Source organism: Bacillus sp. A01H (assembly GCF_045277205.1).
GTDB classification, from domain to species: Bacteria; Bacillota; Bacilli; order Bacillales; family Bacillaceae_G; genus Bacillus_A; species Bacillus_A paranthracis.
Genome location: NZ_CP117702.1, coordinates 1343319 through 1360051 on the forward strand (window position 1 = coordinate 1343319; position 16733 = coordinate 1360051).

Genomic DNA, 16733 nt, shown 5'->3' on the forward strand with positions numbered 1-16733 from the left:
CGTTCTAGTGGGCGGTTCGTAGCCTCTTGCGAGGAAGTGAACCGCCCGTTAGAACGGGTTATACAAATAGAGGGAGGCGTTATAATGGAAGCCAATATTAATACGCAAGATGTAGGTGCGAAGAAGCCATCATTATTAGGAATGATTACTTCTCCAGGTGAGCAATTTGAGAGAATGAAGGCGAGCGAGAAAGTTTGGGGTATGTTCTTTTTAGTTACATTGTTACAAGGGCTTGTAGGTGGTTTGACAACATATGTTGTGAACACGTCACCTGAAATGATTAAAATGCAGAAAGAATTAGGTGAACTTGCTGGTAAGGGTTCAATAACATCAGAAGTTATTTATGGAATTGGATCTGGTTTTGTTGGAGCGATGATTGGAGCGCTATTTGTAGCGGCTATTTATAAAGTATTTATGATGTTCTTTGGAAATGATACGTCTTATAAGAAGTTATTAACGATTGTTGTATATACTAATATTATTCTTATTATTGGTGGACTTATTAATGGTATTATAGCCCTAATTTTAGATGGTGGAGCAACCCAGTATACAAGTTTAGGACCATTATTTGAACAAGGTTCACTTGCATATGGAATAGGTAATACAATTGAATTGTTCTATTTATGGAATTTGGTTTTAATTTGGTTAGGATTACAAGTTATAGCTGGATTAAGTAAAGTGAAAGCAGCTATGCCAATTATTGTTTTATTCATTATTAAAGCGGTATTCTTAGCAGCAATTTTGGTATTAATAGCTAAGTTTTTACCAGGTATGCCAATATAAATAAATTATATGTATTATAAATAAGTTTAGTAAAAATTAGCAATATTATTAACCGGTGCTTTAATATACAATGTGCCGGTTAATTTGTCTTCGAATGATGTTTAAATGTAGGTAATCTTGTGGAGAACAGATACTCAAATAATAAATGTATCGTCAAAATAGAACTTGTCCATTAAATTGTTAACAATCCCGTTGAAATAAGCGAATTTACCCTTTTTCATTTTTGTTCCAGACTTAATTTTCATAACAAATTCTTTAATAGCTTTTAACCCAATAGTAAGCTCCTGGTCCTGATCGAATGCTTTATTACCTGTAGAGAAGTTTGTAACTTTATTACACTGCCTTACGACCTTCCACAGTTCTTGAATTGTTTTAGATTCACTGTAAAAAGAACTAATCAAAGAAACAAAACGTTCTGGTACCCAGTGAGCAACAAAATCAACTTGTTCAATATTTTCTTCTGGAGTATTGCTATTCTCATTACTATTACGTTTGTTTATATCTTTTATATTTTGTTTTAAGGAAACAGGTTTTATTTTAATGGTAGGACACTTTGGAGGACTTTTTATACCTACCTTGTCGGACACTTCTTCCACAATCGGTTGAATGATAATAGCATTTGAAGTTTGTAACATATCTTTTGTACGCTTCATTGCTACTTGATTAATCATCTTTAGATCCACAAGTTTCTTCATAAGACGTTGCACAGTTTTATAGGAAACTTTCATTTTTTCAGCTATACTATTTTTGCATAGGAAACTCACACCTACATATTTGCAGCTGTGGCGCTTTAACAGTTCAAGTAATCTAAGGAGTTTAGCTTGTACATCGGTACGCTTAATAGACATACGGATTGTGTCTCTGTATGTGCGTACCGTTTGATTTAGTTCTTCCACATCTTTGAATGAGGATAAGTTGTGGAAGGATTCTTCATTTGCGATAACATTGATTTTCTTTTTCATAGACTAAGAGCTCCTTTGTATAAACAAAAAGCAACGTCACCAATAATTTGGTAAACGTTGCTAAAGAAACCCTACATGATGTACAATAATTCATGAGAGTATGGCAAGTGTTTACCTGGTTGTGTCAGGTGGACGGTATATATAGTGTTGGTCGCACTGTACATACACGCTGTACTTTTTGTTATTAAAATTTAACCTTGTAGGAATACATCATACATAAGTGATTTTCTAATAGTGGGGCTGCCCACAATTTGCCCACATACTAATCATTTTGTAACTTTTTTAATCTGTAACAGTAAAAAACGTAAAGTAAATCATTGTTGATTTATAAGGGTTTTGATAAGTTTTTCGGTTAGTATCTTAAGGCGAAAAAGAAAAAGTATTTCTATAAGCAAATGGATTGATTTTGGTGGTGGTTGAAATGAATCGAAATTGGGAAGAATTTTTAGCACCTTACCACCAAGCGGTGGCAGAGCTGAAAGTGAAACTAAAAGGAATGCGTACTCAATTTGCAATGTTAACAGAGCATTCTCCAATTGAGTTTGTAACAGGAAGGGTAAAGTCTGTTGCAAGTATTATTGATAAAGCGGAGAAGAGAAATGTACCGTTAGACAGGCTAAGAGAAGATATGCAAGATATCGCGGGCCTTCGAATGATGTGTCAATTTGTTGATGAGATTAAGCCTGTTGTAGAATATCTTCGAAAACGAAATGACTTTGAAATCGTGGAAGAACGTGATTACGTCACGCAGAAGAAAGATAGCGGTTATCGTTCTTATCACGTTGTCATTAGTTACCCAGTTCAAACGATTCAAGGTGAACAAAAAGTATTGGTAGAAATCCAAATACGTACGCTAGCAATGAACTTTTGGGCAACAATTGAGCATTCTTTAAATTATAAATATAGTGGACGTTTTCCTGAAGATATTAAAATACGCTTGCAACGTGCAGCGGAAGCAGCATTTTTATTAGATGAAGAAATGTCTTCTATCCGTCTTGAAATTCAAGAAGCGCAGAAAGCTTTTTCAAGAAAGCAAGAAACGAAAGATTCCGAATCATAAACTAAAGGGTGTTGGGCGATGAAATTTACAATTATGTCAAAGGGAGATCAATCATCAGATGCACTGGCAAGCACGATGAAAGAATACTTGCTAGATTTTGGATTTATAATGGATGAAAAGGAACCCGATATTGTAATTTCTGTTGGGGGAGATGGAACGCTTTTATATGCGTTTCATCGTTATTATAATCGATTGGATGAAACAGCATTTGTTGGTGTACATACAGGGCATTTAGGTTTCTATGCAGATTGGTTACCGACAGAAGTAGAGAAATTAGTAATTGCAATTGCTAAAACACCATTCCAAGTGGTGGAATATCCGCTTTTAGAAGTGATTATTCGCTATGTGAATGGGAGTAAAGAGTCGCAGTATTTAGCGATGAATGAAGCGACTGTAAAAAGTGCAGAAGGTACATTAGTAACAGAAGTGGAAATACGCGGAGAGTACTTTGAAACGTTCCGCGGGGATGGCCTTTGTATTTCTACTCCTTCGGGAAGTACTGCGTATAATAAGGCGCTTGGCGGAGCAATTATTCACCCTTCTATTGAAGCGATTCAAATTGCGGAAATGGCATCTATTAATAACCGGGTGTTTCGTACGGTAGGTTCGCCGCTCGTATTGCCGAAACATCATACATGCGTGCTGAAGCCGACTGCAGGAATGAACTTACAAATTACGGTGGACCATTTAACGATGGTTCATCAAGATGTGAAATCAATTCAGTATCGCGTGGCAAATGAGAAAGTACGATTCGTTCGTTTCCGTCCATTTCCGTTCTGGAAACGAGTTCGTGACTCGTTTGTTGCAGATAAATAGAAAGGGTTTATATATTTGAACAGATTTACATTGAAATGGGATATAGACTCGGCTGAGGAAGGAACTTTAGTTAGAGAATTTTTAAAAACAAAAGGAATCTCCAAAGCCGCATTAACGGATATAAAGTTTCATGGCGGATCTATAGAAGTAAATGGTCAACATGCGAGCGTTCGTCATCAGTTGCAAGCTGGTGAAGAATTACGTGTCTTTTTTCCAGTAGAGGAAAGAAGTGAAGGGATGATTGCTGAAGATATTCCTTTATGTATCGTATATGAAGATGATGCAGTTCTTGTCATAAACAAAGAGGCAAACATGTCAACGATCCCGTCTAGAGAACATCCGGCAGGAAGTGTTGCGAATGCGCTCTTATCTCATTATGATAAGCGACATCTTACAAGTACGGTGCACATCGTAACGAGGTTAGATCGTGATACTTCAGGGCTTATGCTTATTGCAAAAAATCGTTTCGTACATCATCTTTTATCGAAACAGCATCAACAAAAAGCTGTGAAAAGAACGTATGAAGCGATTGTTCACGGTGAGATGGTAGAAAGAGAAGGAACGATTGACGCACCGATTGGACGAAAATCGGATAGCATTATTGAGCGAACCGTTTGTGAGGAGGGGCAAAGAGCCATTACTCATTTTAGAGTGATCGATAGCGTCAATCATAAGACGCACGTATCACTTGAGCTCGATACAGGGAGAACGCATCAAATTCGTGTGCATATGGCGTACATAGGACATCCGCTACTTGGCGATAATTTATATGGTGGAAAAAGAGATGAAATGAAACGACAAGCGCTTCACAGTACATCCTTGACGTTTTATCATCCTATTTTAGAGAAAGAAATGTCTTTCACTACACCGATTCCAAGCGATATGCAAGCGGTATTAAGACATATTTAAAAAGGGAACAAAATTCTTATGTAACGAAGAGTTTTGTTCCCTTTTTCTTAGCGGAATAATATTAAAATTTGATTGTCGCCCGTGCGCTTTATAACGAAAAAGCCACTTTCAGATTTTGTAGCAATGCCATCGTTATTTGGACGACAATATCCATGCGTTTCGCAAGTACCGTCATCACGTACTAACATTTGTCCAATTAATCCGACAGGAAGCCACTCGTTACGGTCTTTTCTTGCTATATATTTGCAAGCTGGATCCCATTCTGCATTTAAAAGAGGTTGTATGTCTTGCGATTCCGTACGTACATATTGACGTTTTCCGAAGCTATCTGTTTTATAGCGTTTTTGCCAACTTAAAGCACCGCTATTTCCTATAAGAGCGGGGGTGGCACTAGATATTCCTAAGATGAATGAATCGTTTGAAGTAGCGATTCGAATTTTTTCTTCGCTACTAAATGTAACGAAGTAACCTACATCAATAAAAGTATTGTCTACTGTTTCAAACATTTGTGCAAAATCAGTTCCGCTTGCATTGTAAGAAGCGCCCTCAATATACATTTCTCCATTATGAGCAAGCCACTTTGCACCGATATTATGATCGGTTTCATTTGTGCCGTTTGCAATAAACCAAGAATAAGATTCATCTGCTGTGCCGAAGCGCCCCATAATATGGCTACCTGCAAAATGAGCTGTTGATGTATGATTACCTTCCGCATGAGAAGAGAATCCGTTAGCGATAGTCGCGGTTCCTTCTGCATGTGCTGCTTCGCCTAAAGCGATTGTATGTTTACCTTCCGCATGAGAATAGGAGCCACCTGCTGTCGTTTCACTTCCTTCACTATGGGAACTATGTCCAGTTGCTTTTGTTTTTGATCCTTCTGCATGAGAGAAAGAACCTTTTGCATGTGTGAGAAGTCCTTCTGCATGTGAAGCTGTACCCTCTGCATGAGAGTGAAGACCCTCTGCATATGCATACCGCCCATCTTTTTTTACTTTTTTATTTTCAGATGTAGGGGTCTGAATGATAATCGTTTTTTCTGTTTGTATATCACCTGATGGTACTAATGCTTCTTTAATTTTTTTTACTTGATTTATAATAGCAGCTGGAATTTCTGCTTCCGCTTTTTTATTTATTGCTACAGGGCTGTTTTCTTCTGTATTCTTCTCTACTTGCTCAGAAGGCACAATCTGTTCAATATGAGTAGAGAGAGGTTTATTTTTTTGCTGCATCTTTGCTTTTCTATTATCAATTATGCGGCTCATTACAGCATTCTGTAATGAGACATATTTTGGTCTATCTTTGTTTTTTGTGGAAGCCTCTTGTTCTTCCAGTTCTTCTACAGCTGCAGCTCGAATGCTGCACCAGTTGTTAATTCCGTACATGGGCAGATAAAAAGGCGGGCATTTTCTTTTTTGTTTAGAAGATTTTTTCTTCATTCTGTCACCTCCTGCGACAGTATATGCCGTGTCATTAAAAAAAGATGCACTTTATTGCATCTTTTTTTAATGACTTTACCCAATTTTTATCCCACTTTAATGGGCGGGCTGCCCATTAAAGTGGGATTGGTGAGGGCTGATTAAAGTTTCACTTTATATGAGAGACGCCTAAAAGATACGGTAATCCTTACACATATGAGTTATGAAATTGGGCGGAATTTCTCAGGGACAAAAGGCAGGGAGGAAGGAACGGAAACAATCTCCATTTCAGGATAACGTAGTCCAGTTAGTTTGCCACCAAATACAGCACCAGTGTCAATATTGACTGTATGATTTACAAAGCGAGGTTCTTTTACGGGTGTATGTCCATATACAACCCAAGATGTTCCTTTATACTCCTTCGCCCAGTCGCGACGGACAGGTGAACCGTCAGCATGTTTTTCTCCTGTAATATCGCCGTATAATACAAAGGTTTGTACTTTTTTATCTTTTCTTCCTATGTAATCTTGCCGAATGCCGGCGTGACACACAATTAACCTTTTTTCATCGAGTACATGATATAAAGGGGATTGCTTGTAAAGTGTGATGAATTTTTCTTTTATCATGTTTTGTTGATGAGAAGGTAGTGCTTCATATTCGGCAACAGTTGTTTCGAGTCCATGAGCGATTGTCACATTACGTCCAAGGAAAAATCGGTATAGTTTATTGCAGTGATTTCCCGGAGCGTAATACGCTACTTTTTTATTTATGACAAGTTCCCATACAATTTCAATCATACGTAATGAATGAGGACCGCGATCTGTGATATCGCCAACAAAAGCAAGCTTGCGTTGATCAGGGTGAATCGGTAAGTCACTATTCCAGTTATATCCGAGTTTTTTCGTTAAATCTTGAAACTCTTGGAAGCATCCATGAATATCCCCTATAATGTCATATTTCATATTTAAACCTCCATCATATTTTTCATTAGTATATCTAAAAAAGGATAGAGATAAAAATATACCGTTTTTGTGCTTCAGTTGAACATAAAGATTTTCGTTCTTGAGCGGACGTTTAAAACAAATCCAATCGCTATCATGTATGTGAGTAAGGAACTTCCTCCGTAGCTCATAAGGGGTAATGTGATTCCTGTAATAGGTAGTAGTCCGATTGTCATCCCGATATTTTGAAATACTTGAAAAGTAAACATTCCGATTGTACCAGCGCAGATGTAACTACCGAAAGGGTCATTACTTTCTATAGCGATATGAATCATGCGGAAAATAAGTAGGAAAAAAAGTGCAATAATGACGCTTGCGCCTAAAAATCCGAATTGCTCAGCGACATTCGTGAAAATAAAATCTGTATGTGGTTCTGGAAAGTATACTTGTCCATTTTCCCAACCTTTTCCTTGCATTTCTCCTGATCCAGTAGCTAAGAAAGCTTGTCTTAATTGATAGCCTTGCGCATCATATTTGTATGGAGCTAACCAGCCGTAGAAGCGATTTAATTGATATTCTTGTAAAATGTGTGCTTTAAAGAATTTTGTATGAGTAAAAAAAATATACGTTAATGTAACGCCAGCTGCAAAGATACCGGAAGCTATCCCGAAAATAAAACGCCAACGTATACCAGAAACTAATATCATTGCTGCAAGCATAGCTGAAATTACCATTGTGTTTCCTAAATCAGGTTCCTTTGCGATAAGTAGTAGGGGCGGCAAACTTGTTGCGCATATTTTTCCGAGTAATAAAAAATCATCGTGTATTGTTCGGTAAAAATATTTCTCATTGTGATTTGCTATAATTCGTCCGGTGACGATAATTAAAAACAATTTCATAATTTCAGAAGGCTGGAAATTTCCGATGCCTGGGAGCCTGTACCAAGCGGTCGCACCTTTAATTGTAATGGCACCTGGTACTTGAAGTTCTAGTCCAATTAGTAGTACTAATGCAAAGATATATAAATACCAAGCAATTTTTTGATAACGATCGAAATCGATAATCATAATAACACCAATGGCTATGAATCCAATGAAGTACCACTGGATTTGCTTTAATACAAAATTTACATGTTGCAAAAATGGTGGTAAAGAGGCTTGTGCACTTGCAATTGCAAAGCAACTAACAGTCCCAATGGCAAATAAGATGCATAGTAATACGTAGTCTATTTGATATTGAGAATTTGGATCTTTCAATGTATGTATTCCTTTCTATCGCCTAGTAAATATATGGATTATGTCATGAAAAAAATAATATACAAGCAGACTATGCATACATTTATTCCACTATTTGCGGGAAGTCATACATCACAAGGAAGGAATTCCCCCTTGTGATGGATTAGATTGCATGGAGTTCTTTTGTAACTATATTCAAACAATGAGAAAGGCGAGTATGTGTATCGGTCGTTGGAATGAGTTCTGGATATAGCTGATAAAATGTTGTAGCGTTTTTATACCATTCGCAAGCTTTTAACAGACTCGTTTTGTAATAGTCAGTCTCTTGTAGAAAACCATATTTTTTTGAATGTAAAACGAGATGTGAAAAATCTTCGCAACCTTCAAGGTATTTGTGATGTACTTGCTGTCCCGTATGAAGGCGGAAAGAACTTAAAGGTTCCGTAATATAGATTGCATCACCTTTGGAAAGTAAACTGATCCAAGAAGCCATATCCACACTACAATTATAATTTCTACCATTTAAAGTACCGAAAGGTTCTGTTAATAGGCGTTTTCGAAAGAGTACAGTCGTAGGTTCACCAATAATATTTTGCCCTAGTATAAGCATATGGTTTCCAAGATCTTTCCCATTTAATAGAGTATCTTCATCATATAATCTTTTCATGGAGGGGTGTTGTTCAATTATCTCTCCATCATCATTAATCCAAGTACGATAAGATGTAATAAGTGCGAGATTTTGATCTAAGTCTTTTTGGAAATAAAACATCATTTTTTCAATTTTATTATTATAAAATATATCATCGTCCATTAAGAAATTTATGTACTCTCCATGGGACTGCTTTAATAGCATAAGTGAGTTATTAAATTGTCCTAGAGTAGTGGCATTTCGAATGTACGTTATGTGTTTATAATTAGGTAAATAATGTGTCTGCATTAGAATCTCTATTTCATCATTTGTACTATCGTCTCCTACAATAATTTCAATGTTTGGATAGGTTTGTGCTAATGCACTTTCTAGAGCAATTTTAAAATAATGTGGCCGATTATAGGTAGGAATAAGGATGGAAACGAGAGGTACATTTTTTATGTTTTCCATATACAACTACCTTTCAGAAATTTTCTGTGTAAGAATAATATCTTGATAACTTGTGTGTTCAGTTCTGCCACACCATGAACCATAATGGGGAGGAGTCTGCATTTCTAGCCCATATTTATTTAATAGAGTACGAACATCTTCCTCAAGATAGGCAACTGCGAAATTCGGGATATCTTTATTTAGAACATAACAATTGTCAATTTGATGGTAAAAACCTAACGGACTTAGTCCTGCATTTAAGTAATAGGAAGATTCAGGATTAATTAAAAAGAAAGTAATAAAACATCTCCCATCTTTTTTCAGAACTCGTGCAATCTCGCGTACGTAATGTTCTAATTCTTTCGGAAGAAGATGGGTAAATACAGACGTTAAAAAAATAAAATCGAATGATTCATCTTCATATGGAAACTTGTATTGGGAAGCATCGTCTTTTCCATCGGGATTGTAGAATTGGTTATATATATCGACATGTTCAAAATGGAAATTGTTACGGCGTGTTGAAATGTTATTTTTGCACCATGTAATTCCTTTATTAAATAAGTCAAATCCATAATAATTACCATCATCGCTTAAATAGTTCATTAATGGAACCGCCATCCGGCCGATACCACAGCCTACATCTAACACTGTTTCATTTGATTTTAAATTGCCAATTTCAATAAAATACTGCATAAACTCTTTTCCAACTTCTTCAAAATGACCACCTACATATTGAACAAGTTCTGGAGGTGGGATTAATGTGATTTTTTTCTCATTTTCGTTCAAAAAATTCACACCTTTCTTATAGTAAAGTAGGAAATTTCTACTTTATATTGAGGGGAGCTTTGCTTTTATTCATTACAAGATTGGTTTTCATGAATTAGTAGTATAATAGTACCCCTCAACTAAATATTTTTTTGTTCTATTCTTTTCTCCAAAAAATACCGAAATCATCGATTTGAGTCATAGGAGTTTTTATGTTTCTTTCACTTCTGAAATCTGTTACAGCCTCTGCGCATGTTATCAATCCATAATCATCAATAATAATAAAGCCGCCTGTTGAAACTTTATCGTATAAATTTACAAGACTATCCATCGTTGATTCATACATATCACCATCAAGGCGAGCAATTGCAATTTTTTCTACCGGTGCTGAAGGCAATGTATCTTTAAACCAACCCTTTAAAAATTTCACCTGATCATTTAATAAATCATATTTTCTAAAGTTTTCTTGCACTGTTTCTAAAGAAACTCGTAAGTAATCGAATGTGTGCAAATAATCACCGTAATCTTTCGGATATTGTTCTAAGTTAGGTGCGGGCAGACCTTCAAACGAATCGGCAACCCATACAGTACGATCCTTAATGTTGTTTGCTTGTAAAAACCCATTCATAAAAATGCATGATCCTCCGCGCCATACACCAGTTTCAATAAAATCACCTTCTATATTTTCCCTGACTACAGTTTCCATCGCCTCTTGTAATTGATTCATACGTTTTCGCCCAACCATACTATGTGCAGCTCTTGGCCAATCCTTGCCACCTTGACGCTCATTGTTTGAAACGTTAGGATTAACGATTTTTAAATTGTGATTTTCTATATACTGCTTAAGAAATAAAGGAAGGGGAACCGTAACTGGTTCATATGATAGTTCTTTAGAAATATGTAACGAAGCAGGTAAGTATGGTTCGTATTCCAACCATATTTCAAATAAAATTGTTTTCTTTAATAACTCGAGATAAAGCTGGACAGCCGATTTATTTTCCATATAAGTGCCTCCTGAAGAATGTCATACAACATTATGACTATGTAGAAAAGAAGGATTTAATGATTGAATTTACCAATGAAAAAGCAGTAAAACTGATATCAGTTTTACTGCTAAGTAAAAATTTAAGCGATTTTTTCAATAATAATGGATGCACTCGTACCAAGAGCTAATGATAATCCAAGCCCTGTAACAATTACTTCAACTAATGATGGAGTTGTCGTAATTTGCGTAATTGCTTGAATAACGATAGGTGCTCCAAGTGAGATTAAACTTGATCCAGTACCTGGTACAGGTACTCCATTCACTTGGATTGTAAGACCTCCTAATGCACTGACTGTTGCAGTATTAGCGATAACAGTAATTTTATAGAATCCAGTTTCACTAATTACGAAAGTATCAGCATCTAATTGAGAAATTGCTGTACCAAACTGAGATCCAACAGTATTAAATGGTAGTGGATCATTAATTCCTAGATCTAAAGAAATCCCACCGGAGTTAAATGCATATAGTCCTGCTGGAAGTCCTAGCCCGGATGGCCCAGTTGGCCCAGTCAGTCCGGTAGCACCAGTCGGCCCAGTCAGTCCGGTAGCTCCAGTCGGCCCAGTCAGTCCAGTTGGTCCAGTATCTCCAGTTGGCCCAGTTAATCCAGTAGCACCAGTGTCTCCAGTTGGCCCAGTTGGTCCAGTCGTACCAGTTGTACCAGTTGGCCCAGTCGGTCCAGTAGCACCAGTTGGTCCAGTTGTACCAGTTGTACCAGTTGGCCCAGTCGGTCCAGTCGGTCCAGTTGGCCCAGTTGGCCCAGTTGGTACAGTTGGCCCAGTCGGCCCAGTTGGTCCAGTCGGTCCAGTTGGTCCAGTCGGAAGGGTAAACGGTGGTATTGGTGGTAATGTTGGTCCTACAAGATTAGGGTCAAATGCACTAGCTGATAAAGATTCATCGGGATTCAATCCATCTGAATAATTATTATTTGACATAAATTCACCTCCATAAAGCGTTCATTATATAGTAGATGCAAAACCGAAAGAAAATGACACGGACATTTGAATTATTGAAAAGAAATCTTAAACTGCTTGTGCAAGTTAAAAAAGTGGAAAGTTTATTGTATGTATAACATATGATTGATTTGGAAGAGGGTGATTATGTTGAACAAGCAAGGAATTACAATTAGTTTATGTATGATTGTTCGAGATGAGGAAGATACAATAGGTCGATGTTTAGATGCAGTCGAAAAAATTGTTGATGAAATTATTATAGTTGATACAGGTTCCATTGATCGAACGAAAGAAATTGTAGCTCAATATACCTCTAACATATATGACTTTCCATGGATTAATGATTTTGCAGCAGCAAGAAATTTTTCTTTTTCAAAAGCAACGCAAGAATATATATTGTGGCTAGATGCAGATGACGTATTATTAGAAGATGCTCAAGAAGCATTGAAACTTTTAAAAAGAGAATTAGATCCTAAAATTGATGCTGTTTCGATGCCGTATCATCTTGCATTGGATTCTAGCGGGAAACCTTTATATTGTACAAAAAGAAATCGACTTGTAAAGCGTGAAAAACAATTTCAATGGTTTGGAAAGGTTCATGAGTATTTAGCTATTTCTGGTGAAACTTTTAGTAGTAATGTTGCTATTACACATAAAAAAGAAAAAAAGGTAACAAATCGTAATTTGAAAATTTTTCAAAATGCTGTAGCTGCAGGAGAAGAATTGAGTCCGAGAGATTTATTTTATTACGCTAATGAATCTATGGATAACCAAAAATATGATGATGCAGTTATGCTATATGAAACATTTCTTAATCAAGATGAAGGATGGTATGAAGAGAAAATTTATGCATGTGGTAAGTTAGGAGATTGCTATGCAAAGCTTGGATCATGGGAAAAGGCAATTGAATCTTGCGTGAAGTCGTTTCGATATGATGTTCCTAGAGGGGAGAATTGTACAAGAATAGGATATATATATATGGAACAACAAAAATATAACGAAGCGATATTTTGGTTTAAACTTGCAACGGAAGTACCAATGGCGACGGAGAGTCCATTTCATAGTCCAGCGAGCTACACATGGCTTCCCTATTTACAAATGTGTATTTGTTATAGCAAGTTAGGAGATCAAGACAAAGCTTATTATTACAACGAATTAGCGGCTGCTTATGTTCCAAATAATGCTGCAATCGAATATAACCGCAAATATTTTCGGAGTGTTTTTGATAAACAATATAAATCGTTATAGGCAGCTTTTTTTAGAAATGGCTCATCGCGATTCTAACTCTAATAGATTGGCTATATAGTAAAGTATCGGCAATGTAACTAGTACAGGTTACATTTATAGACTTTAAATGAGATTTATATTTCAAATTCAATTTGCATAAGGAGTGTGTAAAATGAATTCCCCAAAAAATTCTTTATACGAAGAAAAGTCTGGGCATTATTATAATGCAGTGAATCCGAATTTATTAAAGCATATAAAAAAGGAATGGAAAGAAGTTCTTGATATCGGTTGCTCGAGTGGTGCATTGGGAGCTGCCATAAAAGAAAATGGCACACGTGTATCTGGAATTGAGGCATTCCCAGAGGCGGCAGAACAAGCAAAAGAAAAACTAGATCATGTCGTTTTAGGCGATATAGAAACAATGGATATGCCGTACGAGGAGGAGCAATTTGATTGCGTTATATTTGGTGACGTATTAGAGCATTTATTTGATCCTTGGGCTGTAATAGAAAAAGTAAAGCCATATATAAAAGAAAATGGTGTGATTTTAGCAAGTATACCAAACGTTGCTCACATTTCAGTATTAGCACCGTTACTTGCTGGAAATTGGACGTATACAGAATATGGTTTATTAGATAAAACGCATATTCGTTTCTTTACATTTAATGAAATGCTCCGAATGTTTTTAAAAGCAGGCTATTCAATTAGTAAAGTAGATCGTGTATATATTGATCATAAAGTGTATGAACCGTTAATTGAGGAGTTATATGGAATTTGTAAGAAATATCGTCTTGGAAGTGGCTTCATGGCTGAGACGGTCGTATTTCAGTATATTATTGAAGCAGAAAAATCACAGTTATGAGTGCTGGTGAAAAAACAATATTATTTGTTACGTGTATAAATGATCGGAAAATGTATGCACAGTGTGTACGGCATATATTGAGATTGGCAGTGCCTCCAGGATATATTGTACAATTTATGCCAATTCGGAATGCGAAAAGTATGACGAGCGGATATAATCAAGCGATTTCGCATCCAGCGAAATATAAAGTATATATACACCAAGATGTTTTCATTATGAATGTGGCATTTTTATACGGATTACTTCAATTATTTAACGAACATGAACATCTTGGAATGATTGGAATGATTGGAGCCCAGTATGTTCCTCCAAACGGGATATGGAATGAAGGCAAGGGAGTTGTTGGGAAAGTAATTGGTTATATGAACGATTTATTTTATATGGCAACGCAAGAACAACCGTACCATGAGTCAAAAACATTTATGCCTGTGGAATGTATAGACGGTTTATTGATGGCAACGCAATACGATATTCCGTGGCGAGAAGACTTGTTTGATGGGTTTGACTATTATGATGTATCTCAGTCATTTGAATTTAGAAAAGCTGGCTATACAGTTGGGGTTCCTGTACAGCGTGATGCGTGGTGCATTCACTATCATATTGATGTAAATATGACCAACTATGACAAGTATAGAAAGATATTTGTGGAGAACTATATGTCAGATGTAAATCAAGACGAATAGAGGGGCTACAAAATGAAGGATCGTACAATATTAGTTGTTGTTTGTGTAAATAATGAAGAGCTATTTGAACAATGCGAGAGACAAATAAGAAACCTTTTTGTTCCCCCTGATTATGTCGTGCAAATTTTTCCGATACGAGATGCGAAAAGTATGGCAAGCGCATATAACCGAGCGCTTTCATATCCCGCGAAGTATAAGGTTTATATACATCAGGACACTTATCTTATTAATCGAGAGATGTTTTATACACTTATTTCTCTGTTTAAAGATAATGAAAAGCTCGGCTTAATTGGAGTAGCTGGAGCCCAATTTTTACCGAGTAACGGGATATGGTGGGAAGGGAAAAATTTAGTAGGGAAAGTGATTGAGTATAGAAGACGGAATTATCAACTATTAAATTTAGATCAGGGGTTTTATGGAAGCCAATCTTTTATGTCGGTGCAGGCAATTGATGGGTTATTCATGGCAACGCAGTATGATATTCCGTGGCGAGAAGATTTGTTTCAAGGGTTCCACTTTTATGATGTATCACAGTCTTTAGAGTTTCAAAGGGCTGGTTATTTAATTGGTATCCCAAACCAATCAAATTTATGGTGTATTCATTATAACGGAGATGAATTTGATGCGGATACATATGAGAAAGATCGAAAAGTGTTTGTAGAACAGTATAAAGATATATTATCTCCATCATAAGGGAGAGATGCAGAGTGAAAGGGATTATTTTAGCAGGCGGTACTGGATCGAGGTTATACCCAATAACGAAAGTAACGAATAAACATTTGCTTCCTGTTGGACGTTATCCAATGATTTATCATGCGGTATATAAGCTAAAACAATGCGAGATTACAGATATTATGATTATTACAGGTAAAGAGCATATGGGAGATGTTGTTAGTTTTTTAGGAAGCGGTCAAGAGTTTGGCGTGTCCTTTACGTATCGTGTGCAAGATAAGGCTGGTGGAATTGCGCAAGCATTAGGGCTTTGTGAAGATTTCGTTGGGAATGACCGCATGGTAGTTATATTAGGTGATAATATTTTTTCGGATGATATTCGTCCGTATGTTGAAGAGTTTGCAAATCAAAAAGAAGGTGCGAAAGTACTGCTGCAATCTGTAGATGATCCGGAGAGATTTGGCGTAGCAAATATTCAAAACGGCAAAATAATTGAAATTGAAGAAAAGCCGAAAGAGCCGAAAAGTTCCTATGCAGTCACAGGAATTTATTTGTATGATTCGAAAGTCTTTTCTTATATAAAAGAATTAAAACCTTCCGCAAGGGGAGAGCTTGAAATTACAGATATCAATAATTGGTATTTAAAACGTGAGGTACTTACTTATAATGAAATGAGCGGTTGGTGGACTGATGCAGGAACTCATGTTTCTCTTCAAAGGGCGAATATGTTAGCGCGGGATATAAACTTTGGTAAACAGTTTAACGGAGAATAGGTGAGAATATGGAAGTTATAGAAACAAACTTTACCGACGCAAAATTGTTAGAACCGAGGTTATTTGGAGATGAGCGTGGCTTTTTTACTGAAAGTTATAATAAGAAGGTGCTAGAAACATTAGGAGTTACGTATTCATTTGTACAGGATAATGTTTCGTATTCGACAGAAGCGGGAACGATTCGGGGGTTACACTTTCAAAAAAATCCGAAAGCACAAACGAAACTTATTCAAGTTATGCAAGGAGCAATTTATGACGTTATCGTTGATTTGCGAAAAGATTCACCAACTTTTAAACAATGGAGAGGATATATTTTAAGCGCGGATAATCATCGGCAATTATTAGTGCCAAAAGGATTTGCACATGGTTTTTGTACACTTGTCCCGCATACTATTGTTATGTATAAAGTAGATGAGTATTATAGTGCTAATCATGACTCAGGGGTACTTTGGAATGATAAAGACTTAGCAATTCCATGGCCGGTAACAAGCCCTATTTTGTCTGATAAAGATCGAATATTACCATCGCTTCAGGAATGTGAAGATAGTTTTTGAGTA

General features: G+C 36.5%; 18 protein-coding genes. 10 read left to right on the forward strand and 8 right to left on the reverse strand.

Annotated elements, in window-relative coordinates; all coding sequences use genetic code 11:
- Positions 1-84: 84 nt before the first annotated feature.
- Positions 85-783: a Yip1 family protein gene (locus PSR14_RS07135; protein ID WP_098214504.1), complete on the forward strand. Its 699-nt coding sequence runs from the start codon at positions 85-87 to the stop codon at positions 781-783.
- A 134-nt stretch (positions 784-917) separates the two neighbouring features.
- Here the strand turns inward: PSR14_RS07135 and PSR14_RS07140 are convergent, their stop codons facing one another.
- Positions 918-1745 (reverse strand): helix-turn-helix domain-containing protein, encoded by an 828-nt coding sequence (locus PSR14_RS07140; RefSeq protein WP_169509362.1) that lies wholly within the window; start codon positions 1743-1745, stop codon positions 918-920.
- Between the two features lie 421 nt (positions 1746-2166).
- Here PSR14_RS07140 and PSR14_RS07145 point away from each other — a divergent pair, with 421 nt between their 5' ends.
- The 3 genes from PSR14_RS07145 to PSR14_RS07155 are packed head-to-tail and all read left to right on the forward strand — an operon-like array spanning position 2167 to position 4530.
- The gene (locus PSR14_RS07145; RefSeq protein WP_001081482.1) at positions 2167-2805 is read left to right on the forward strand and encodes a GTP pyrophosphokinase family protein; all 639 of its coding nucleotides are present in this window, start codon (positions 2167-2169) and stop codon (positions 2803-2805) included.
- Between the two features lie 18 nt (positions 2806-2823).
- Complete coding sequence (locus PSR14_RS07150) at positions 2824-3621, forward strand: NAD kinase (RefSeq protein WP_000673184.1); 798 nt, start codon at positions 2824-2826, stop codon at positions 3619-3621.
- A gap of 15 nt (positions 3622-3636) precedes the next feature.
- Positions 3637-4530, forward strand: coding sequence for an RluA family pseudouridine synthase (locus PSR14_RS07155; protein ID WP_001079093.1), 894 nt, complete (start codon positions 3637-3639; stop codon positions 4528-4530).
- Between the two features lie 47 nt (positions 4531-4577).
- On the opposite strand, the gene PSR14_RS07160 is transcribed toward PSR14_RS07155, so the two are convergent.
- The 7 genes from PSR14_RS07160 to PSR14_RS07190 form a co-directional block, all read right to left on the reverse strand.
- Complete coding sequence (locus PSR14_RS07160) at positions 4578-5966, reverse strand: peptidase G2 autoproteolytic cleavage domain-containing protein (RefSeq protein WP_000730496.1); 1389 nt, start codon at positions 5964-5966, stop codon at positions 4578-4580.
- 200 nt (positions 5967-6166) lie between these two features.
- Complete coding sequence (prpE, locus tag PSR14_RS07165; RefSeq protein WP_098487027.1) at positions 6167-6907, reverse strand: bis(5'-nucleosyl)-tetraphosphatase PrpE; 741 nt, start codon at positions 6905-6907, stop codon at positions 6167-6169.
- A gap of 74 nt (positions 6908-6981) precedes the next feature.
- Complete coding sequence (locus PSR14_RS07170) at positions 6982-8142, reverse strand: FtsW/RodA/SpoVE family cell cycle protein (protein ID WP_098487026.1); 1161 nt, start codon at positions 8140-8142, stop codon at positions 6982-6984.
- 142 nt (positions 8143-8284) lie between these two features.
- Complete coding sequence (locus tag PSR14_RS07175) at positions 8285-9220, reverse strand: glycosyltransferase (protein WP_098487025.1); 936 nt, start codon at positions 9218-9220, stop codon at positions 8285-8287.
- A gap of 6 nt (positions 9221-9226) precedes the next feature.
- Positions 9227-9985 carry a class I SAM-dependent methyltransferase gene (locus tag PSR14_RS07180; protein ID WP_142328636.1) on the reverse strand — a complete coding sequence of 253 codons (759 nt, stop codon included), beginning with the start codon at positions 9983-9985 and terminating at the stop codon, positions 9227-9229.
- Positions 9986-10121: 136 nt separating this feature from the next.
- Positions 10122-10967, reverse strand: a complete 846-nt coding sequence (locus tag PSR14_RS07185) for a TylF/MycF family methyltransferase (RefSeq protein ID WP_000428849.1) — start codon at positions 10965-10967, stop codon at positions 10122-10124.
- A gap of 122 nt (positions 10968-11089) precedes the next feature.
- Positions 11090-11941 (reverse strand): BclA C-terminal domain-containing protein, encoded by an 852-nt coding sequence (locus tag PSR14_RS07190; protein WP_048557233.1) that lies wholly within the window; start codon positions 11939-11941, stop codon positions 11090-11092.
- A 165-nt stretch (positions 11942-12106) separates the two neighbouring features.
- On the opposite strand from PSR14_RS07190, the gene PSR14_RS07195 reads away from it, so the two are divergent.
- The 6 genes from PSR14_RS07195 to rfbC all read left to right on the forward strand — a co-directional run bounded on the left by PSR14_RS07195 (position 12107) and on the right by rfbC (position 16730).
- Positions 12107-13207: a glycosyltransferase family 2 protein gene (locus PSR14_RS07195; protein ID WP_000932900.1), complete on the forward strand. Its 1101-nt coding sequence runs from the start codon at positions 12107-12109 to the stop codon at positions 13205-13207.
- Between the two features lie 151 nt (positions 13208-13358).
- Complete coding sequence (locus tag PSR14_RS07200; RefSeq protein ID WP_001087862.1) at positions 13359-14048, forward strand: bifunctional 2-polyprenyl-6-hydroxyphenol methylase/3-demethylubiquinol 3-O-methyltransferase UbiG; 690 nt, start codon at positions 13359-13361, stop codon at positions 14046-14048.
- Positions 14045-14731 carry a glycosyltransferase family protein gene (locus PSR14_RS07205; protein WP_001272381.1) on the forward strand — a complete coding sequence of 229 codons (687 nt, stop codon included), beginning with the start codon at positions 14045-14047 and terminating at the stop codon, positions 14729-14731. Before PSR14_RS07200 ends, PSR14_RS07205 begins: the two co-directional genes overlap by 4 nt.
- Positions 14732-14743: 12 nt before the next feature.
- Complete coding sequence (locus tag PSR14_RS07210; protein WP_000654997.1) at positions 14744-15424, forward strand: glycosyltransferase family protein; 681 nt, start codon at positions 14744-14746, stop codon at positions 15422-15424.
- 14 nt (positions 15425-15438) lie between these two features.
- A complete protein-coding gene (locus PSR14_RS07215; RefSeq protein WP_000676174.1) occupies positions 15439-16176 on the forward strand; it encodes a sugar phosphate nucleotidyltransferase in 738 nt (245 codons plus the stop codon).
- 8 nt (positions 16177-16184) lie between these two features.
- Complete coding sequence (gene rfbC, locus PSR14_RS07220) at positions 16185-16730, forward strand: dTDP-4-dehydrorhamnose 3,5-epimerase (protein WP_000451992.1); 546 nt, start codon at positions 16185-16187, stop codon at positions 16728-16730.
- Positions 16731-16733 lie beyond the last annotated feature (3 nt).